At 64.5% G+C, this 21,158-nt stretch carries 16 protein-coding genes; 4 read left to right on the top strand and 12 right to left on the bottom strand.

Annotation, left to right across the window (positions count from 1 at the left end; genetic code table 11):
* Position 1 precedes the first annotated feature (1 nt).
* Complete coding sequence (locus tag F8N82_RS12150) at positions 2-856, top strand: FTR1 family iron permease (protein WP_038995531.1); 855 nt, start codon at positions 2-4, stop codon at positions 854-856.
* Positions 844-2,223 carry a 4Fe-4S binding protein gene (locus F8N82_RS12155; protein ID WP_038995532.1) on the top strand — a complete coding sequence of 460 codons (1,380 nt, stop codon included), beginning with the start codon at positions 844-846 and terminating at the stop codon, positions 2,221-2,223. Before F8N82_RS12150 ends, F8N82_RS12155 begins: the two co-directional genes overlap by 13 nt.
* Here F8N82_RS12155 and F8N82_RS12160 read toward each other — a convergent pair.
* The 12 genes from F8N82_RS12160 to F8N82_RS12215 form a co-directional block, all read right to left on the bottom strand.
* Positions 2,220-3,839, bottom strand: a complete 1,620-nt coding sequence (locus F8N82_RS12160) for a methyl-accepting chemotaxis protein (RefSeq protein ID WP_095162719.1) — start codon at positions 3,837-3,839, stop codon at positions 2,220-2,222. The two genes, F8N82_RS12155 and F8N82_RS12160, sit on opposite strands and share 4 nt — an antisense overlap.
* Before the next feature lie 12 nt (positions 3,840-3,851).
* Positions 3,852-4,547 carry an anaerobic ribonucleoside-triphosphate reductase activating protein gene (locus F8N82_RS12165; RefSeq protein ID WP_038995534.1) on the bottom strand — a complete coding sequence of 232 codons (696 nt, stop codon included), beginning with the start codon at positions 4,545-4,547 and terminating at the stop codon, positions 3,852-3,854.
* Positions 4,544-4,711 carry an anaerobic ribonucleoside-triphosphate reductase gene (gene nrdD / locus F8N82_RS12170; RefSeq protein WP_038995535.1) on the bottom strand — a complete coding sequence of 56 codons (168 nt, stop codon included), beginning with the start codon at positions 4,709-4,711 and terminating at the stop codon, positions 4,544-4,546. Before nrdD ends, F8N82_RS12165 begins: the two co-directional genes overlap by 4 nt.
* Before the next feature lie 31 nt (positions 4,712-4,742).
* Positions 4,743-6,755, bottom strand: coding sequence for a ribonucleoside triphosphate reductase (locus tag F8N82_RS12175; protein ID WP_038995536.1), 2,013 nt, complete (start codon positions 6,753-6,755; stop codon positions 4,743-4,745).
* Between the two features lie 172 nt (positions 6,756-6,927).
* On the bottom strand, positions 6,928-7,920 hold the full coding sequence (gene moaA / locus F8N82_RS12180) for a GTP 3',8-cyclase MoaA (protein WP_038995537.1): 993 nt from the start codon (positions 7,918-7,920) through the stop codon (positions 6,928-6,930).
* Positions 7,921-7,930: 10 nt separating this feature from the next.
* Positions 7,931-8,857, bottom strand: coding sequence for a peptidylprolyl isomerase (locus tag F8N82_RS12185; RefSeq protein ID WP_038995538.1), 927 nt, complete (start codon positions 8,855-8,857; stop codon positions 7,931-7,933).
* A 10-nt stretch (positions 8,858-8,867) separates the two neighbouring features.
* Positions 8,868-9,548 (bottom strand): respiratory nitrate reductase subunit gamma, encoded by a 681-nt coding sequence (gene narI / locus F8N82_RS12190; RefSeq protein WP_038995539.1) that lies wholly within the window; start codon positions 9,546-9,548, stop codon positions 8,868-8,870.
* Positions 9,541-10,296 (bottom strand): nitrate reductase molybdenum cofactor assembly chaperone, encoded by a 756-nt coding sequence (gene narJ, locus F8N82_RS12195; protein ID WP_038995540.1) that lies wholly within the window; start codon positions 10,294-10,296, stop codon positions 9,541-9,543. The genes narI and narJ overlap by 8 nt, the downstream gene beginning before the upstream one ends.
* A gap of 2 nt (positions 10,297-10,298) precedes the next feature.
* Positions 10,299-11,837 carry a nitrate reductase subunit beta gene (narH, locus tag F8N82_RS12200; protein ID WP_038995541.1) on the bottom strand — a complete coding sequence of 513 codons (1,539 nt, stop codon included), beginning with the start codon at positions 11,835-11,837 and terminating at the stop codon, positions 10,299-10,301.
* A gap of 11 nt (positions 11,838-11,848) precedes the next feature.
* A complete protein-coding gene (locus F8N82_RS12205) occupies positions 11,849-15,616 on the bottom strand; it encodes a nitrate reductase subunit alpha (protein WP_038995542.1) in 3,768 nt (1,255 codons plus the stop codon).
* Positions 15,617-15,689: 73 nt separating this feature from the next.
* On the bottom strand, positions 15,690-17,087 hold the full coding sequence (locus F8N82_RS12210) for a NarK family nitrate/nitrite MFS transporter (RefSeq protein WP_038995543.1): 1,398 nt from the start codon (positions 17,085-17,087) through the stop codon (positions 15,690-15,692).
* Positions 17,074-18,369 (bottom strand): MFS transporter, encoded by a 1,296-nt coding sequence (locus tag F8N82_RS12215; RefSeq protein WP_038995544.1) that lies wholly within the window; start codon positions 18,367-18,369, stop codon positions 17,074-17,076. Before F8N82_RS12215 ends, F8N82_RS12210 begins: the two co-directional genes overlap by 14 nt.
* A 315-nt stretch (positions 18,370-18,684) precedes the next feature.
* Between F8N82_RS12215 and F8N82_RS12220 the strand changes: the two genes are divergently transcribed.
* Together F8N82_RS12220 and narL are read left to right on the top strand one after the other, a co-directional pair.
* Positions 18,685-20,487, top strand: coding sequence for a HAMP domain-containing protein (locus F8N82_RS12220; protein ID WP_038995545.1), 1,803 nt, complete (start codon positions 18,685-18,687; stop codon positions 20,485-20,487).
* Positions 20,484-21,131 (top strand): two-component system response regulator NarL, encoded by a 648-nt coding sequence (gene narL, locus F8N82_RS12225; protein WP_038995546.1) that lies wholly within the window; start codon positions 20,484-20,486, stop codon positions 21,129-21,131. The genes F8N82_RS12220 and narL overlap by 4 nt, the downstream gene beginning before the upstream one ends.
* The last annotated feature ends 27 nt before the right edge of the window (positions 21,132-21,158 follow it).

Raw genomic sequence — 21,158 nt, forward strand, 5'->3', positions numbered from 1 at the left:
CATGAATCAGGCACTGTTCATCGTCTGGCGCGAAAGCGTCGAGGCCCTGTTGGTGATCGGCATCCTCCAGGCCTGGGCCGACCAGCAGCAAGGCGCCCGACGCCTGCTCAGGTTTGTCTGGGCGGGCGTGGCGCTGGGCCTGCTGCTCTGCGGTTTGCTGGCGTTGCTGATCCTGTTTGCCGGCGAGGCCATGAGCGGCGCCGCCAACGAGTGGTTCCAGGCTGGCCTGGCCCTGGCCGCGAGCCTGCTGATGGTGCAGATGGTTGCCTGGATGCGGCGCCACGGGCGCACGCTCAAGGGCGAACTGCAGCGCCAGGCCGAGCGGCAACTGACGCGCCAGGGCGGCCTGGGCCTGTTGCTGCTGGCGATGCTGGCGGTCAGCCGTGAAGGCAGCGAAACCGTGGTCTTTCTGTATGGCGCCGGCGCCCGCCTGCACGGGTCGCAACTGGGCCTGTTTGCTGTGGGCGGGATCGCCGGGCTGGTGCTCTCGGGCCTGACCATCGCCCTGCTCCACGGCAGCCGCCAGTGGATTTCCTGGCGGCGCTTTTTTGCCCTGAGCGAATCTATTCTGCTGTTGCTTGCCGCCAGCTTGCTGGCCAGCGCAACGCAGCGGATCGGCGGTCAGTTGCTGGCCATGGACCTTCCGGAGATGGCCTACACCCTGGTTGGCGATGCGCTGTGGGACAGCAGCGCCTGGCTCAACGACAGTCATGGCCTGGGCAGCTTCCTGGCGGGCTTCGCCGGTTACCGGGCCAGCCCCAGCGCCCTGACGGTGCTGGTACTCGCCGGCTACTGGCTGAGCGTCGGTTGCTGGATGCTGCAACGCAGAACAGGCGCCCTGGCATGTCCCGCCTGAGCCCGGTCAACCGCTGGCTGCAACGCCTGGGTGACGGCATGCGCCACAATGGCGCAGTGATTCGCCTGCTGCAGTGGGCGGTGGTGCTGTTCTATGCCCTGCTGCTGGTGCTGCCAGCGCTGCTGCCCTTGCCCGATAGCCAGGCGCGGATGCTCGACAACCTGACGCTGTTCGCCCAGTTCCTGTTCTGGGGGATCTGGTGGCCGTTCGTGCTGCTGTCGATCGTGCTGTTCGGCAGGCTCTGGTGCGGCGTGCTCTGCCCCGAGGGATCACTGAGCGAATGGGCCAGCCAGTACGGCAAGGGCATGGGTGTACCGCGCTGGGTACGCTGGGGCGGCTGGCCGACCCTGGCGTTCTGCCTGACCACCCTCTATGGCCAGTTGATCAGCGTCTATGACTACGCCCAGGCGGCGCTGCTGATCCTGGGTGGTTCGACGGTGGCGGCGGTGATCGTCGGTTTGCTGTTCGTGCGTGGCAAACGCATCTGGTGCCGCTACCTGTGCCCGGTCAGCGGCGTGTTCGCCTTGCTCGCCCGCCTGGCCCCGGTGCACTTTCAGGTGGATGAACAGCGCTGGCAGGCCAATGCCGGGCCACGCCTGGCACCGCCCAACTGCGCCCCCCTGCTGGATATCCGGCGGATGCGCGGCGCCCGTGACTGCCATGCCTGCGGCCGCTGCAGCGGGCAACGCGGTGCGGTGCAACTGATAGCCCGTTCCGGCAACCAGGAGATCCTGGAATCGGCCACGCACACACCTTCGCCCTGGGACACCCGCTTGCTGTTGTTCGGGGTGATCGGCCTGGCCATGGGCGCCTTCCAGTGGACCGTCAGCCCCTGGTTCATCGCCCTCAAACAAGGGCTGGCGAACTGGCTGGTGACGCATGAGGTGCCCTGGCCGCTACAGGACAACGCGCCCTGGTGGCTGCTGACCCACTACCCGCAACTCAACGACAGCTTCAGCTGGCTCGACGGTTTGAGCATCGTGCTGTACCTGTGTGGCAGTGCCCTGCTGCTCGGTGGCGGGTTGCTGATCCTGCTGCGCCTGGCAGCGCGGCTGGCGGGCAATCCTGCCCTGTATTGGCCCCTGAGCCTGTGCCTCACGCCACTTGGCGGTGCGGGCCTGTTCCTCGGCCTGTCGGCGACCACGGTCAAGTTGCTGCGCTATGAAGGTTTGCTGCTGGACTGGGTGCAGCCGGCCCGGGCCGCATTATTGATCGCGGCCATGGGCTGGAGCCTGTTGTTGGCGAGCAAGCTGCTGGCAGTGCAACAGGTGCGAGGCTGGCGCCGTTGCGGCGCCAGCGTTTGCCTGCTGTTGGCCATAGCCGCAGTGGGCTATGGCGGGTGGTTGCAGTTCTGGGGCTGGAGCTAAACCTTGAAGCGCGCCACGGTCTGGCTCAGGCTGCCGGCCATCTGCGCCAGGTCCTGGCCGGCGGTGTCAGTGTGTTGGGCGCCAAGCAGCACCTGCTCGGACAGGTTGCGAATGCCCACCAGGTTGCGGTCCACCTCGCGCGCCACCAGGGCCTGCTCTTCGGTGGCACTGGCGATCATCATGTTGCGCTCGTTGATCTGCGAGATCGACCGGGTGATCGCCTCCAGCGCCTCGCCGGCGCGTTGGGCCACGTCCAGGGTGGTGTGCACCCGCTCGCTGCTGCTGAGCATGGCGGTCACCGCCTCGCTGGTGTCCTGACGGATATTGCCGATCATCTGCTCGATCTCCTGGGTCGACACCTGGGTACGATGGGCCAGCGCCCGCACCTCGTCGGCGACCACGGCAAAGCCGCGCCCGGCATCCCCGGCGCGCGCCGCTTCAATGGCGGCATTGAGCGCCAGCAAGTTGGTCTGCTCAGCAATGCTGCGGATCACATCGAGCACGGTGCTGATGTCCTGCACGCGCCCGGCCAGTTGCTGGATGCGCGCGGAGGTATCGCTGACGCCGTCGGCCAGGGTGCTGATCGAAGCCACCGTCTCGCGCACCTGTTCGCGGCCACGCTGGGCGGTTTGCTCGGACACCTTCGAAGCTTCGCTGGTACTCACCGCGTTGCGCGCCACTTCGTCCACCGCAGCGGTCATCTCGTTGACCGCCGCTGCTGCCTGTTCGATTTCCAGGCCCTGCAACTGCAGGCTACTGCTGGTCTGGCTGCTGACCGCGCTGAGTTCCTCGGAGGAACTGGCGACCCGCTCCACGGAGGCTGCGATGTGCTTGACCATGCTGTTCAGGCTCTGCTGCATCTGCTGCATGTTGAGCATCACACTGCCGTCGGCACTGCCATGGGTCGGCACTTCGATGGTCAGGTCGCCCTCGGCGATCTGGCTGAGCACCCGCGCAGCGGTAGCCGGCTCGCCGCCCAGCGGCCGGGTGACACTGCGGGTCACCAGCAGCGCGGCGGCGACCACCGCCAGCAGGCACAGCACGAACAAGCCGAGCATGTTCAGCCGCGCATCGTTGTACAGAGCCTGGGCGGCCTGCTCGCGCTCGACGAAGATCTGCCCCTGCAGGGCCATCAGGCGTTCCAGGTGTTTGTAGACTTCGCGCTCGGCGGGTACCACATTTTGCTTGAGCTGGGCCATGGCCGCTTGCCCGTCACCCTGGCGAATCAGCGTCTGCACTTGAGTGAACGCCGCGACATAGGCTTCGCGGCTGGCTTTGAGCGCGGCATAGGCGGCCTTGCCTTCGGGCAGGTAGAACAACGGTTCAAGCGTCGCCAGGGCCTGGGTGATGCGCTGCTTGGTGGTGTCGATGGCCTGCTGCACCTGCAGGTTGTCCTTGTCGATCAGCAGGTCGCGGGTGTTGCGCGCGTTATCGCGCACCCCGGTGGCGATGAGCATGATCGGCTCGATCTTCGGCCAGTCCTGTTTGACGATTACCACCGCCTGCTCCTTGAGCGTGGCCAGGTCGTGCAGTGCATAGAAGGCCAGGCCCAGGAGCGCCAGGGGCGCGATGGCAAAACCGATGAGGATACGTTGTGCTGTGGTCAATCTGGTCATTTCAAAGCCTTACTAGTCGCGTACTTCGAACGCGGGAAACAGCGCGTGGAGGGTGCCCCACAGCTCGGGCAGCAAGCTTTGTGCCGAAGCACTCGGCAACTGCCCATCGAGCATGCGTGCCGTGCGCACCAACTGCACGACGAAGCGTTTGACCCCGAGCGCGTTCAAGCGTCGGGCCAGGGTGATGAGTCGGGGGGGATCGATCAGGTGCCAGTGCACCGTGGTGCGGCATTCGTAGTCGACGCCGCTGGCCAGCAGGTAATCCAGGCTGCGCCAGTTGGCCCGGCCGCTGCCGCGCACGCCGGTGACCGCCTGGCAGTCCTCGGCCAGTGCCTTGACGTCAAAGCCCACCCAGTCGGCGCCGGGTAGCGCCCGGGCCAAGGCCTCGGGCTTGATCCCGGCACTGTGCAGGCCGATGGCAAAGCCCATGGCCCGTACTTGGGCCATGGCCTCGGGCAGGCTGTCTTGCAGGGTCGGCTCGCCACCGCTGAACACCACGGCGTCGAGCAGGCCCTGGCGCCGTTGCAAAAATTCCAGCACCTGCGCCCAAGGCAGTTCATCGCTGCCCCGGGGCGGGATCAGTTGCGGGTTGTGGCAGTAACGGCAGCGCCAGGCGCAGCCCTGGCAGAACAGCACACAGGCCAGTCTGCCGGGGTAATCGAGGGTGGTCAGAGGCACCATGCCCCCGACCCGTAGCGCTCGTTTCATGGATGCCCGGCCGTTGCCGCGCCCTCATTGAAGTGCAGCCGCTCGTGGTGCTCGGACTGTTTGCCGGGGTTGAACGCCGACACCGGGCGGTGATAGCCCATGACCCGGGTCCAGACTTCGCACCGTTGGCGTTGCGCCACGGGCAGGGATTGCTGTGCAGTCATGTTGAAGCTCCTTGCAGTTGAGGGTAATGAGTCAGTGCACGCTGCCCTGCTGCTGCGCCAGCAACAGGGCCTCGTCGCACGTGGGGCAGAACTCGTGTTCGCCGTCCAGGTAGCCATGCACCGGGCAGATCGAGAAGGTCGGGGTGATGGTCAGGTACGGCAGGCGGAAGCGCTCCAGGGCCCTGCGTACCAGTTGCTTGCAGGCCTGGGCCGAGGAGATACGCTCGGCCATGTACAGGTGCAGCACAGTGCCGCCGGTGTACTTGCATTGCAGTTCGTCCTGCAACTCCAGGGCCTCGAACGGGTCATCGGTGTAGCCCACCGGCAGTTGCGAGGAGTTGGTGTAGTACGGTGCCTGGCTGCAGCCGGCCTGGAGAATGTCGGCGAAGCGCTTGCGGTCTTCCTTGGCGAAGCGGTAGGTGGTGCCTTCGGCCGGGGTCGCTTCGAGGTTGTAGAGGTGGCCGGTGTCTTCCTGAAAACGCACCAGGGTGGCGCGTACATGGTCCAGTAGATTCAAGGCGAAGCGCCGGCCCTGGGCGGTGTGCAGGCCCATCTGGTCGTCGCTGAAGTTGCGCAGCATCTCGTGCAGGCCGTTGACGCCAATGGTCGAGAAGTGATTGCGCAAGGTACCCAGGTAACGCTTGGTGTAGGGGTACAGGCCCGCGTCCATGTGGTGTTGGATCACCTTGCGCTTGACCTCCAGGCTCTCCATGGCCAGTTCCATCAGGGCATCCAGGCGCTGCAGCAGGCCGCTGATATCACCTTTGAACAGGTAGCCCAGACGCGCGCAGTTGATCGTAACCACGCCCAGCGAGCCGGTCTGCTCGGCCGAGCCGAACAGGCCGCCGCCGCGCTTGAGCAACTCGCGTACATCCAGTTGCAGGCGGCAGCACATCGAGCGCACCTGGTTGGGCTGCATGTCCGAGTTGAGGAAGTTCTGGAAGTACGGCAGGCCGTAGCGCGCGGTCATCTCGAACAGGCGCTCGGCGTTGGCGCTGTCCCAGGGAAAGTCGTGAGTGATGTTGTAGGTCGGGATCGGGAAAGTGAACACCCGTCCCTTGGCGTCGCCAGCCTGCATCACCTCGATGTAGGCCCGGTTGAGCAGGTCCATTTCCGCTTGCAGTTCGCCATAGGCAAAAGGCATTTCTTCGCCACCGATTATCGGAATCTGCTCGCGCAGGTCCTGCGGGCAGACCCAGTCGAAGGTCAGGTTGGTAAACGGCGTTTGCGTACCCCAGCGTGACGGCACGTTGAGGTTGTAGATGAATTCCTGGAGGGCCTGGCGCACCTCTGCAAAGCTCAGCCGGTCCTTGCGCACATAGGGCGCGAGGTAGGTGTCGAACGAGCTGAAGGCCTGGGCCCCGGCCCACTCGTTCTGCAGGGTGCCGAGAAAGTTGACCATCTGCCCCAGGGCGCTGCTCAGGTGCTTGGGCGGGCCGGCCTCGACCCGCCCGGGCACACCATTGAGGCCCTCGTGCAGCAAGCTGCGCAGCGACCAACCGGCGCAATAGCCAGCGAGCATGTCGAGGTCATGGATGTGCAGGTCGGCCTCGCGGTGGGCGCGGCCGATGGCTTCGCTGTAGACCTCGTCGAGCCAGTAGTTGGCGGTGACCTTGCCGGAGACGTTGAGCACCAGCCCGCCGAGGGAGTAGCCCTGGTTGGCGTTGGCCTGCACCCGCCAGTCTTCGCGGTTGAGGTATTCGTTCATCGAGGTGGCGACTTCGACCAGGGTCTTGCGATCGCGGCGCAGGCGCCCGTGCTGTTCGCGGTAGACGATGTAGGCGCGTAGCGAAAGGAAGTGGCCGGCGTCCATCAGCACCCGCTCGACCCGGTCCTGGATCTGCTCGACGTGCAGCTTGGAGTAGCCTTCAAGGTGGGCAAGGACTGCTTCAAGCAAACCCTCTGCCTCGGCGTCGGCATACTCGCCAGTGGCCTTGCCGGCGGCGATCAACGCTTGGCGGATCTTGTCGGCATCGAAGGCCACCAGGCTGCCATCGCGCTTGTGCAACCGGTTATGCCCTACCCTGATCAGCGTGCTGTGCATTTGCCCTCCAGACACTACATATAGATGTTTATTAGATAGAAAACACAATATGCGGTGAAGGCTACGGGTAAAGCGGGTGGAAGAAATTGATCGATATCAAGAATCGCGGGGCAGGCCCGCTCCTACAGGGTGGGAGCGGGCTTGCCCCGCGATAAGGCCCTGACGGCCACCCTCACCCGCCGCTCATGTTCATGAACCGCAAGATCTGCACCTCCCCCTGCGCACTGAAATCATGGCGCAACGGCTTGCGCCGCAACGCCTGTTGCAGTGCGTTGACAATGGGTTGGTCATCCAGCGGGTAGCGCCGTAACAAGCCACGCAAATCCAGCGAATCCTCCTGCCCCAGGCACAGCAACAAGCGCCCCTCCACAGTCATCCGCACCCGGTTGCAGCTGGCACAAAAGTTGTGACTGTTGGGCGAAATGAAACCGATGCGGGTCGCCGGGTGCCGGGCCAGGCGCACATAGCGCGCCGGCCCGCCGCTGTTCTCGGCGCTGTCGAGCAAGGCATGGCGGCTGGCAATCAGCGTGCGCACCTCATCGCTGGCGCAGAACGACTCACCGCGCGAACGGCCCACCTCGCCCAAGGGCATTTCCTCGATAAACGTGATGTCGATGCGCTGGTCGATGGCGTACTGCACCAGGTCCAGCACTTCGTCGAAATTGCGTCCTTTCATCACCACACAGTTGAGCTTGATGCCCTCGAAGCCGGCATCGCGCGCTGCCTCGATACCGCGCAGCACCTGGTCCAGATCGCCATTGCGAGTAATCGCCCGAAAGCGCTCGCCATCCAGGCTGTCGAGGCTGATGTTCATGCGCTTGACCCCGGCGTCTACCAGCGGCCGGGCCAAACGCTGCAGTTGCGAGCCATTGCTGGTCATCACCAGTTCACGCAGGCCCGGCAAGGCGGCAATGTCACGGCACAGGTCGACGATGCCGGGGCGAATCAACGGCTCGCCACCGGTCAGGCGGATCTTGCGCACGCCCTGGCCCACGAACAGCGTGGCCAGGCGCCGCAACTCCTCCAGGGTCAGCACCTGCTGGCGCGGCAAAAAGGTCATGTGCCTGGCCATGCAGTACACACAGCGAAAGTCACAGCGATCGGTCACCGACATGCGCAGGTAATCGATCTGCCGTCCGAAGCCGTCCTGCATCACAGTGCTCATCACCTTCCCCTTATTGCACCAGCGGTGAATCGGCGCCCTGCAAGCGGATGCCGCGAATATCGGCGGCGCCGATCAGGGTTTGCAGGTACTGCACCAACGCCTTCTGCCACACGCCCTGCTGCAACTGGGTGCGGATCGCCGTGGCCACCGCCTCATAAGGCAAGGCCTGGCCTTCGATACGCAGGTCGACACTGACCAGGTGCCAGCCGTAGCGGCTTTCCAGCGGCTTGCCGGCCAGCCCCGGGGCCAGGGTGAACAGCTGGCGCTCCAGCTCCGGCACGGTCTGGCCTTTGCTGATCTGCCCCAGCTCACCGCCCTGGGCCTTCGACGGGCAGGCCGAATACTTCTGCGCAAGCTCGGCGAACTGCTCGGGAAATTGCATCAGGCGCTCATGGAGGATCTCGGCCTGTGCCAGCGCCAGGCTGCGCGCTTCGGCATCATCCGGCGCACACTCCAGCAGGATGTGCCGCACCGCCAGCAGCGGCGCGCTGTGAAAGCGCGCGCGGTTGCTGTGGTAGTAGCGTTGGCAGGTGGCCTCGTCACACACCGGTACCTGCACTTCGCGCTCCAGCAGCAAGCGGGTGGCCGCCTCCTCCTGGTTCTCGCCGGCGCCGACCTGCAATTGCAGCCCCAGCTCGGCAATCCGCTGCTGCATCAGCTCGCGGATCACCAACGCGCGGGCGGCCATGTACACCGCCTCTTCGCGATCCGCTGCCGGGTGGTATTGCAGCTCCTGGGCCAACGCCTCGGGGCTGAGGGATACACCGTTGACGCTGATGATCGGCCATTCCTGTTCACTGCTGGCGATCAGTTGCGCCGGCGGCTCGAGCTCCACCGCCAGGGCACTTGGCGCGGTTTCAAGGACCGTCGAAGACGCGCAACCACCGCCACCGCCGTTACCGCCGTTACCGCCACCACATCCACATCCGCTAGTCATGGCAACCTCCTCAGGCTTTCTGCCGAACGATTTGATAACGCCGCCCCAGGTACCACACCGGCGCGCTGACGATGTGCACCAGGCGGGTGAAGGGGAACAGCACGAACAGGGTCAGGCCCAGCAGCACGTGCAGCTTGTACACCAGGCTGACCGGGGCAATCGCTGCCGCCGCTTCAACCGGGCGCAGCAGCACGGTGTTCTGCGCCCAGTCGGCGAGCATCACCATCACCGAGCCGTCCATATGGCCGGTGGAGGCGACGATGGTCAGCAAGCCGAGCACCAGTTGCGCCAGCAATACCAGCAAAATCAGGATGTCCGAGGTGCTGGAGGTGGCGCGTACCCGCGGCTCGGTCAGGCGCCGGTGCAGCAGCATGATCAGGCCGATCAGGCACAGCAAGCCGAAGAAACCACCAGAGACCATCGCCAGCAGTTGCTTGTGCTCGGTGCTGATCACATGGTGATAGACCGACGCCGGGGTCAGCAGGCCGACAAAATGCCCGGCCAGGACGAACAGCACGCCGATGTGAAAGAAGTTGCTCGCCACGCGCATGCCGCGCTTGTCGAGCATCTGGCTGGAGCCGGCCTTCCAGCTGTACTGCGACAGGTCGAATCGCGCCCAGCTGCCAAGCAAGCAAATCGCCAGCGCCACATAGGGATACACCCCGAACAACAACAGGTTCCACTTAAACATTGCTCACCTCCCCGGCCGGCGCGCTGGCCTGGCCCTGATGCTGAAAATCGACCCAGTGCAGCGGTACCGCGCTCTCTTCCCGGGCCTTGCCCGGCGCGCTTGGCATTGAGCTGCAGCGCTCCTGCTGCTCAGCCTTGAGAAAGTCCACCGCCTCCTCTTCCCAGATCTTGTCCAGGGCTTCGAGGGAGTCATCGCGTTGCTCGGCGGCCACCTGTTCGCGCAGGTCGGCCACCGCCTGGTGCGGCTCGGCGCCGGCAATCTGCAGCAGCGCCCGGAAGCAACTGGCGTAGGCGCTCTCGCGCTCCTCCAGGCGTGCGGCAAGCAGCGCCAGCAGGTGCGCGACATCGGCCAGGCCCTCGCGGGCGTCGAGGTCTTCGCGGGTCGAGAGGTATTCCAGGTACAGCGGGATGTAGTCCGGCAGCTCCTTGACGCCGATGGCAAAGCCCGCGTTTTCATACTGGGCAAGCATGTCGACCATGGCCTGGCCGCGGTCGCGGGACTCGCCATGCACATGCTCGAACAGCAACAGCGACAACGAACGGCCACGGCCGAACAGCGCGCCGTAATGCTCCTGGCCATCCATCAGGTCGTTGTTGCAGATCAGCTCCAGCAGCTCGAACAGCGCGCCGCGCTGGCGCGGGCTGATTTCCCGCGCCTGGATGATCGCCTGCTCCAGCTCGTCGCGGCCGGCAACCAGGGTTTCGTTCGGGTAATCGAGCAGCAGTGAAATCACTTTAAGGATGCGCATGCTCATTCCTCCCACAGCTGTACGGTTTTGAGGATGTCGCGGCGGTTGGCCTTCTTCGCCCCGAACATGTTGGTGTCGGAGCTGCCGCTGCAGCCGCTGCCGAAGCTGAAGCCACACCCGGAGCGCTCGGCGAAGGCGTCGCTCATGGCCTCTTCGCGGTGGGCACTCGGTACCACGTAACGGTCTTCGTAGTTGGCGATGGCCAGGTAGCGGTACATCTCCTCGACCTGGTTCACGCTCAAGCCGACGTCGCTGAGCACCTTGAGGTCCTGGACGCCTTCGACCTGCTCGGCACGCTTGTAGGCGCGCATGGCCAGCAGGCGCTTGAGGGCGCGCTTCACCGGTTTTTCGTCACCGGCGGTCAGCAGGTTGGCCAGGTAGCGCAGCGGGATGCGCAGGCTGTCGACATCCGGGATCACCCCGTTCATGCCCACGGTGCCGGCAGCTGCGGCGTTCTGGATCGGCGACAGCGGCGGCACGTACCAGACCATCGGCAAGGTGCGGTATTCCGGGTGCAGCGGCAGCGCCAGCTTCCAGTCGACGGCCATCTTGTACACCGGCGAGCGTTGCGCGGCGTCGATCACCGACTGCGGTACGCCGTCCTCCAGGGCCTGGCGGATCACCGCCGGGTCGTTGGGGTCGAGGAAGATCTCCAGCTGCTTCTCGTACAAGTCGTGCTCGTTGGCGGTGCTCGCCACTTCCGCGATGCGGTCGGCGTCATACAGCAGCACGCCGAGGTAGCGGATACGGCCCACGCAGGTTTCGGCACACACGGTGGGCATGCCGGCCTCGATGCGCGGGTAGCAGAAGATGCACTTCTCGGACTTGCCGCTCTTCCAGTTGAAGTAGATCTTCTTGTACGGGCAGCCACTGATGCACATGCGCCAGCCGCGGCATTTTTCCTGGTCGATGAGGACGATACCGTCCTCTTCGCGCTTGTAGATCGCCCCGCTCGGGCAGGACGCCGCGCACGCCGGGTTCAGGCAGTGCTCGCACAGGCGCGGCAGGTACATCATGAAGGTGTTTTCGTACTCACCGTAAATGTCGGCCTGGATCTGGTCGAAGTTCTTGTCCTTGCGCCGCTTGGCGAACTCGGTGCCGAGGATCTCTTCCCAGTTCGGGCCCCACTCGATCTTCTCCATGCGCTTGCCGGACACCACCGAGCGCGGCCGCGCCGTCGGCTGGTGCTCGCCCAGGGGCGCGGTGTGCAGGTGCTGGTAGTCGAAGTCGAACGGCTCGTAATAGTCATCCAGGCTCGGCAGGTCGGGGTTGGCGAAGATGTTCGCCAGCACCCGGAACTTGCCGCCGATGCGCGGGTTGATCGAGCCGTTGGCGTTGCGCACCCAGCCGCCCTTCCACTTGTCCTGGTTTTCCCACTCTTTCGGGTAGCCGACCCCGGGCTTGGATTCAACGTTGTTGAACCAGGCGTACTCCATGCCTTCACGGCTGGTCCAAACGTTCTTGCAGGTGATCGAACAAGTGTGGCAACCGATGCATTTGTCCAGGTTCAGGACCATGCCAATTTGTGAACGGATCTTCATGACAGCACTCCTTATTCCATCTCGGTCGGCAGCGGACCTGGCAGCTCATCGCCGCGCGAACCGTCGAGCCAGTCGACCTTGGCCATCTTGCGCACCACGACGAATTCGTCGCGGTTGCAGCCGACCGTGCCGTAATAGTTGAAGCCATAGGCCTGTTGGGCATAACCGCCGATCATGTGGGTCGGCTTGAGCACCACGCGGGTGACCGAGTTGTGGTGGCCACCGCGGGTCTTGGTGGTCTCGGCGCCCGGCACGTTCACGATCCGCTCCTGGGCGTGGTACATCATCACCATGCCTTCCTTGACCCGCTGGCTGACCACCGCCCGCGCGGTCAGCGCGCCGTTGGCGTTGAAGCACTCGATCCAGTCGTTGTCCTCGATGCCGGCCTTCTTCGCGTCGATTTCCGAGAGCCAGACAATCGGCCCGCCACGGCTCAGGGTGAGCATCAGCAGGTTGTCGCTGTAGGTGCTGTGGATGCCCCACTTCTGGTGCGGGGTGATCCAGTTGAGGACGATCTCGGTCTCACCATTGCTGCGCTTGCCTTTCACCCCGGCGATGGTGCGGGTGTTGACCGGTGGCCGGTAGCTCATCAACTGCTCGCCGAACGCCTGCATCCACGGGTGATCCTGGTAGAACTGCTGGCGGCCGGTGATGGTCCGCCACGGGATGTTCTCGTGAACGTTGGTGTAGCCGGCGTTGTAGCTGACGTGATCGTCTTCGAGACCCGACCAGGTCGGGCTGGAGATGATCTTGCGCGGCTGCGCCTGGATATCGCGAAAGCGGATTGCTTCGTGAGCCTTGGGCAGCGCCAGGTGGCTGTGGTCGATGCCGGTGAACTGCGACAGCGCCGCCCAGGCCTTGACCGCGACATGGCCGTTGGTTTCCGGGGCCAGCGAGAGGATCACCTCGGCAGCGTCGATGGCGGTGTCGATTTTCGGCCGGCCCTGGCTGATGCCCGCCTCGACTTCGCGGTAATTCAGCTCACCGAGGAACTGCACTTCCTCATCGGTGTTCCAGTTGATGCCTTTGCCGCCGTTGCCGAGTTTTTCCAGCAGCGGACCGAGCGAGGTGAACTGCTTGTAGATGTTCGGATAGTCGCGCTCGACCACCTGCAGGTTCGGCGCATTCTTGCCCGGCTGCGGCGCGACACCGGCGGTTTTCCAGTCGGTACCGCCGAATGGCTGGGCCAGCTCGCCGACGCTGTCATGCATCAGCGGCACGGTGACCAGGTCCTGCTCGATGCCCAGGTGCCCTTGGGCCATGGCCGAGAAGGCCTTGGCGATGCCCTTGTAGATCTCCCAGTCCGAACGCGATTCCCAGGCCGGATCAATGGCTGCCGACAGCGGGTGGATGAACGGGTGCATGTCCGAGGTGTTCATGTCGTCCTTCTCGTACCAGGTTGCGGTCGGCAGGACGATGTCGGAGTACACGCAGGTCGAAGACATGCGGAAATCCAGGGTGGTGACCAGGTCGAGCTTGCCGATGGCGCCCTCGTCGACCCATTCGGCCTCTTGCGGCTTGCAGTCGCCGACCTGGCCGATGTCCTCGTTCATCACGCCGTTGCGGGTACCGAGCAGGTACTTGAGCATGTACTCATGGCCCTTGCCCGAGGAGCCGAGCAGGTTGGAACGCCAGATGAACATGTTGCGCGGGAAGTTCACCGGGTTGTCCGGCTGCTCACAGGCAAAGCGCAGGCTGCCTTCGTGCAGGCCCTTGACCACGTAGTCCTTGGGCGCCATGCCGGCTGCAGCGGCGTCGCGGCAGATGTGCAGCGGGTTGGTGTTGAGCTGCGGCGCACTGGGCAGCCAGCCGGCGCGTTCGGCGCGGATGTTGTAGTCCAGGGCGTGCTCGGGGAACTCGCGCTTGTCGGCCAGCGGCGAGAGCACGTCGTGCATGCTCATCTTCTCGTGACGCCATTGCGAACTGTGGGCGTAGAAGAAGCTGGTGCCGTTCATCTGCCGTGGCGGCCGGCTCCAGTCCAGGCCAAAGGCCAACGGCAGCCAGCCGCACTGCGGACGCAGTTTTTCCTGGCCGACATAGTGGGCCCAGCCACCACCGGTCTGGCCGACGCAACCGCAGAGCATGAGCATGTTGATCAGCCCGCGGTAGTTCATGTCCATGTGGTACCAGTGGTTCATCGCCGCGCCGACGATGATCATCGAGCGGCCACGGGTCTTGTCGGCGTTGTCGGCGAACTCGCGGGCGATCTGGATGGCTTTCTCGCGGCTGACGCCGGTGATCTGCTCCTGCCAGGCCGGGGTGCCCGGTACGTTGGCGTCATCGTAGTCGCGAGCCACGTTGGCCCCGCCCAGGCCACGGTCGATGGCAAGGTTCGCCGCCGACAGGTCGAACACCGTGGCGACCTTGACCTGGCTGCCGTCGGCCAGGGTCAGGCTGCGCACCGGCACGCGGCGGTACTGCACGGCGTCCCCGGCGACATGCTGGAAGTGCTCGTGGCTTTCGCCAGCGAAGTACGGGAAAGCCACTTCGGCGACATCGCCACCGATCAGGCTCAGGTTCAGGTCGATCTCGCGGCCTTCGCCGCCTTCACGGGCAAGGATGTTCCACTTGCCCTGCTCGCCCCAGCGATAACCGATCGAGCCCTGCGGCGAGACCAGCTCGCCGTCGGCGTCGATGGCAATGGTCTTCCACTCGGGGTTGTTGTCCTGGCCAAGATTGCCGGCCAGGTCCGAGGCACGCAGGAAGCGGTCCGGCTGGTAGCCGTTGCCCGGCGCGGTGCCCAGCATCGGCTTGAGCAGCACCAGCACCGGCAGGTCGGTGTAACGCTTGGCGTATTCAGTGAAGTAGGCGCTCGGCTGGTCCAGGTGAAACTCTTTGAAGATCACATGGTTGAAGGCCTGGGCCAAGGCGGCGTCGGTACCCTGCTTGGGGTTGAGCCAGAGGTCGGTGAGCTTGGCCACTTCCGAATAGTCGGGGGTGATGGCCACGGTCTTGGTGCCCTTGTAGCGCACCTCGGTGAAAAAGTGCGCATCGGGGGTGCGGGTCTGCGGAACGTTCGAGCCCCAGGCGATGATGTAGTTGGAGTTGTACCAGTCGGCCGACTCCGGCACGTCGGTCTGCTCGCCCCAGACCATCGGCGAGGCCGGCGGCAGGTCGCAGTACCAGTCGTAGAAGCTCAGGCAGGTGCCGCCCAGCAGCGACAGGTAGCGGGCGCCAGCGGCGTAGCTGACCATCGACATCGCCGGGATCGGCGAGAAGCCCACCACCCGGTCCGGGCCGTACTGCTTGATGGTGTAGACGTTGGCGGCGGCGATGATCTCGGTGACTTCATCCCAGCTGGAACGAATGAAGCCGCCCATGCCGCGCTTGCTCTTGTACGAATCGGCCTTGGCCTTGTTCTCGACAATGCTCGCCCAGGCTTCGACCGGCGCCATGCGCTGGCGCGCCTCACGCCACAGCTTGAGCAGCGGCTTGCGGATCTTCGGGTATTTCAGGCGGTTGGCGCTGTAGATGTACCAGCTGTAGCTGGCACCCCGCGGGCAGCCGCGCGGTTCGTGATTGGGCAGGTCGTTGCGGGTGCGCGGGTAGTCGGTCTGCTGGGTTTCCCAGGTGATCAGGCCGTTCTTCACGTAGATTTTCCACGAGCAGGAGCCGGTGCAGTTGACCCCGTGGGTGGAGCGCACGATCTTGTCGTACTGCCAGCGCGAACGGTAGACGTTCTCCCAGTCGCGCGACTCTTTGCGGGTTTCGCCATGACCGTCGGCAAACTCGCCTTGCTTGCGGTTGAAGAACCGCAGTTGATCCAGTAAATGACTCATGGTGCTTTCCTCTCAGGCTTGCTGCTGCGGGGTTCTGCGCCCCGCCCGTGCAAGGTGTGAATTCGGGTTTCTGTCAGCAGGGGGTCGCGGCGCCTTTGCGCGCGTACCACCACCAGGTCACGACGATGCAGCTCAGGTAAAAGCCGACGAACATGTAGAAGGCCATCTGCGGGCTACCGGTCAGGGCCATGGACGAGCCAAAGGTCTTGGGAATGAAGAACGCGCCGAAGGCGCCCATGGCCGAACTGAAGCCGAGTACCGCGGCCGATTCCTTGCCGGCGTTTTTCAGCGCCTGTTCGCGGGCGGCGGCGCCTTTGCCGCTGGCAGCCTGTTCGTGCAGGGTGCGGAAGATCACCGGGATCATGCGGAAGGTCGAACCGTTGCCGATGCCGGTGGTGATGAACAGCAGCATGAACATGCCGAGAAAACCGTAGAAGTTGCCGCTCTCGCCCTGGGCAGGGATGAACGCCAGCACGCCGAAGACCATGACGATCATCAGCACGAAGTTCCACAGGGTGACCCGGGCGCCGCCGAGCTTGTCCGCCAGCCAGCCACCCAGCGGGCGTACCAGGGCGCCGACCAGCGGGCCGAGGAAGGCGAAGGTCAGCGCGTTGACCTGTGGGAAGGCGGTTTTGATCAGCAGCGGAAAGGCCGCCGAGAAGCCGATGAACGAGCCGAAGGTGGCCAGGTACAGCCAGCACATCAGCCAGTTGTGCTTGCGCTTGAAAATCACTGCCTGTTCGCTGAACGAAGCCTTGGCGCTGGACAGGTCGTTCATGCCGAACCAGGCCAGCACGGTGACCAGGATGATGAACGGCACCCAGATGAACCCGGCGTTCTGCAGCCACAGCTGGCCACCGTCGGCGAGCACTTGCGGCTGGCCACCGAGGGCGCCGAACAGGCCGAAGGTGATCACCAGCGGCACACAGAACTGCATGACCGAAACACCGAGGTTACCCAAGCCGGCGTTCAGGCCCAGGGCGGTGCCCTGCTGCGACTTGGGGTAGAAAAAGCTGATGTTGGACATGCTCGAGGCGAAGTTGCCGCCACCAAAGCCGCACAGCAGGGCGATCATCACGAACACGCTGTAAGGGGTGTTCGGGTCTTGCACGGCAAAGCCCATCCACAGCGCTGGCGCCAGCAGCGAGGCGGTGCTCAGGGCGGTCCAGCGCCGGCCGCCGAAGATCGGCACCATGAACGAGTAGAACACCCGGAAAGTCGCCCCCGAGAGCCCCGGCAAGGCTGCCAGCCAGAACAGCTGGTCGGTAGTGAAGTTAAAGCCGATGGCATTCAGGCGCACGATTACCGTGCTCCACACCATCCACACGGCAAAGGCCAGCAGCAGTGCGGGGATCGAGATCCACAGGTTGCGGGTGGCGGTCTTCTTGCCGCTACGGCCCCAGAACGCGGGGTCTTCGGGGCGCCAGTCGTGAATCACCGGGCCTTGGTCAGGCTGTTTAAGAACCGACATGGTCTTCTCCTTGGGCAATGCTGGAAAACGGGGGCGCAACGGCCGCTGGCTGCTTGCCGAGCAGCGGGCGTTTGCGGATTTCGCTGAAGTACATCCAGATGAGCGACACCCAGACCACGCCGTACATCAACATGAAGCAGGAGGAACGCACGCCGGTGAGGTCGACCAGCGCACCGAACAGAATCGGCAGGATGAAGCCGCCCAGGCCGCCAGCCAGGCCGACGATGCCGGACACCGCGCCCATGTTCTGCGGGTAGTCGTTGGCGATGTACTTGAACACCGAGGCCTTGCCGAAGGCGAAGGCGATGCCCATGACGAACAGCAGCACGGTGAACAGCGCAGGATTCAGGCCGATGTGAAAGTCCAGCGGGCCATTGATGGTCTGCACGTGCAGTTGGGTTTGTGGATACGAGAGCAGGAACAGGCAGATCCAGCTGACCCAGAGCACCCACCAGGTCACGCTCTGGGCGCCCCAGCGGTCCGACATCCAGCCGCCGACGGCGCGCAGCACACCGCCCGGCAGCGAGAAGCAGGCCGCCAGCAGCGCCGCGCTTTGCAGGCTGAAGCCGTATTCCTGGACGTAGTACTTGGTCATCCACAGCGCCAGGGCCACATAGCCGCCAAAGACGATCGAGTAGTACTGGCAGTAGCGCCACACCGCAGGCTCAGCCAGAGCCTTGAGCTGCTCGCCCAGGCTCGCCCCCGAGGCACTGCGGTGGGCCTTGTTGTCGGCACTGAGAAACCAGAACAGCAAAGCGCTGATGAACAGGATGGCGCTGAACACCTTCGGCACCAGTTGCCAGCTGCCGGCAGCAATCAGCGCCGGGGCGAGGAACTTGGTGACCGCAGCGCCGGCATTGCCCGCGCCGAAGATGCCCATGGCCAGGCCCTGGTTGCCCTGCTCGAACCACTTGGCGACATAAGCAATGCCCACCGAGAACGAGCCGCCAGCCAGGCCGACGAACAGGCCCAGCACCAGGAACTGCCAGTACGCCGTGGCGTGGCTGATCAGGTACAGCGGCAAGACACAGGCCAGCATCAGCAGGAAGAACACACTGCGCCCGCCGAAGCGGTCAGTGAGCATGCCCAGCGGCAGGCGCACCAGCGAGCCGGTCAGCACCGGGGTGGCGGCCAGCAGGCCGAATTGGGTTTCGTTGAGCTGGAGCAAATCCTTGATCGGCACACCGAGCACGGCAAACATCATCCAGACCATGAAACAGACGGTGAAGGCCAGCGTACTCATGCCCAGTACCAGGCCTTGGCGTATTCGCGGTTGAGTCATCTTGGGTCTCCAGTCAGGTAGCCATGGCCCGCAGACTAGAGAGGCAAACCCCGATAAAACTTGACCCCGATCAAAGAAGCCCTGGCGCTCATGGGCCTATGCTTGTACTGCCTACCTCCAACGAGGTAGAGCCGAAAATCCTCTAAACCCTTTGTTTATCAGGGCCTTGTCAACTTTCTCAGCGCCATCGCAAGAAATCTGACAGTTGCAAACTCTTTAGAGGTAGAGCGCCAGGGACCGGCTGCGAAACGATCAGCTGCAACACCCTGGAGTGCTCATGTGCCGTTTTCCCCTCCTCGCCCCCGGCCGCCGTCCATGATCGGCTGGCTGCGCAGCTCGTTGCCCGCGCGCGCGGGACTGGCGGTGATTCTGATTGCCGTGCTGGCCCTGGCCAGCTCGCTCAGCGCCGGCCTGATCGCCTGGTTCAGCCAGGGCGATGCGGCGGCGATCAACACCGCAGGCTCCGTGCGCATGGAGACCTACCACCTGAGCTGGAAGCTGGCCGCCAACGCCGAACCTGCCGAGCTCGAACGCATCCGCGACAGCCTGCAGCAGCGGCTCAACAGCCCGGCCCTGCAAGCGGTGCTCGAAGACGGCAAGAACCTTGAACTGCAAGCCAGTTACCAGCAGTTGCAGGACTACTGGCAAGAGACCCTGCTGCCGGCCCTGCACCAGGGCGACGCCGCCGGCTTTCAGGCCAGCACCCTGCCCTTCGTCAACCAGCTCAACCAGTTCGTCAGCCAGCTGCAACGCCAGAGCGAGCATAAGCAGGGCTGGCAGCAGGTGATCCAGGGGGCGGCGCTGTTCACCACCATGATCGTCCTGCTGTTCGGCCTGTATGAGTTGCAATACAACGTCATCACGCCGTTGAAGGAACTGGTGGACGCCACCCAGCGCTTTCGCCGCGGCGAGTTCCAGGCGCGGGTCAACCACCAGTCCGCAGACGAACTCGGCGAGCTGGCCACCAGCTTCAACGCCATGGCCGAAACCATCGAGCAATCCCACCGCACCCTGGAAACCCAGGTGCAGCAAAAAACCCTCAACCTGCAGCAGGCCAACGCCGCCCTCGAGCTGCTGTACCAGAGCAGCCGCAGCTTGGCCACACGGCTGGCCAACGCCGAGGGCCTGGATGAGCTGATCCGGCGCTTTCAGCAACGCCTGCCGGGGCTGCGCCTGTCGCTGTGCCTGCAAGGCCAGTTGCAGGCCCCGGCCCAGCAACTGCTGGCCCTGCATGGCGCCGACAGCCGCAAGATCTGCGCCAGCAGCGACTGCGCCAGTTGCCAACGGCACCAGCGCACCAACCGCCACACCTTCAGCATCAGCAACCAGGGCAGCACCCTCGGCGAGCTGAAGGCGCACTTTATCGACGGCCACGAGCCGCAAGCCTGGGAAACCGAGCTGATCCAGGCCCTGGCCAACCTGATCGGGACCTCGCTGTCGCTCAAGCGCCAGCGCGAACAGGACCACCGCCTGGTGCTGCTCGAAGAGCGCGCGATCATCGCCCGCGAGCTGCACGACTCCCTGGCCCAGGCGCTGTCATACATGAAGCTGCAGGTCAGCCGCATGCAAACCCTGATGCGCCGTGGCGAGCCGGTGGCAACGCTTGAGAACGTTACCGCCGAGCTGCGCGAAGGCCTGAACAACGCCTACCGCCAGTTGCGCGAGCTGCTCACCACCTTCCGCCTGCAGATCCACGACGCAGGCCTGGTGCAGGAGCTCAAGGACACCGCCGAGGAATTCTCCCGTCGTGGCGAATTCCAGGTGCACCTACACGTCGACAGCCTGGCCTTCGAGCTGTCGGCCAGCGAGCAGATCCACATCCTGCAGATCACCCGCGAGGCGCTGTCCAACTGCCTGCGCCACGCCCACGCGCAGAACGCCTGGCTGCAACTGCGCCAGCACGGCGAGAACGTCTGCCTGTCGATCGAGGACGATGGCCGAGGCTTTAGCGGCACCCATGACCTGCGCGAGCACCATGGCTTGAACATCATGGACGAGCGGGCCCGCAGCCTGCGCGGCCAGTTGCAAATTGTTGGCCGGGAGCCGCAAGGCACCCGGGTACAGATGGAATTTCGCCCGGAATTTCTCGGGCACTTGAGCGAAGGTAACCCTGTATGAACCCCTCCCCGCGCTACCGGATACTGCTGGTCGACGACCACCCGATGATGCGCCGTGGCATTCGCCAGATGCTCGAACTGGAAGACGACTTCCAGATCGTCGGCGAGGCCAGCCACGGCGAAGAAGCCCTGGCCCTGATCGCGCCGCTGCAGCCGGACTTGGTGCTGCTGGACAACAACATGCCGCAGATGAACGGCATCGAGACCCTGCGCCACCTGCGCAGCCAGGGCTATGCCGGCAAGGTGCTGCTGTTCACCGTGTCCGATGCCGAAGACGATATCCGCGACGCCCTGCGCCTGGATGCCGACGGCTACCTGCTCAAGGACATGGAGCCGGAGCTGTTGATCCAGTACATCCGCGACGCCATGAACGGCGCCCTGGTGATCAGCCTGGGGCTGACCCGGGTCATGGCCCAGGCTCTGCGCTCACCGCCGCGCCAGGCGGAAGTGGAGCTGACCGAGCGCGAACGCCAGGTGCTCAGGACCATCGCCAGCGGCTACAGCAACAAGGTCATCGGCCATAAACTGGGGATCACCGAAGGCACGGTCAAGGTGCATGTGAAGAACCTGCTGCACAAGCTTGGCCTGCGTTCGCGGGTGGAGGCGGCGGTGTGGGCCATGGAACACCTGCGCCACAGCGCCTGAGCGCCCCTTTGCAGGCTGCCCCTTTGG

The organism is Pseudomonas fluorescens (genome assembly GCF_902497775.2).
Taxonomy (GTDB): Bacteria; Pseudomonadota; Gammaproteobacteria; order Pseudomonadales; family Pseudomonadaceae; genus Aquipseudomonas; species Aquipseudomonas putida_F.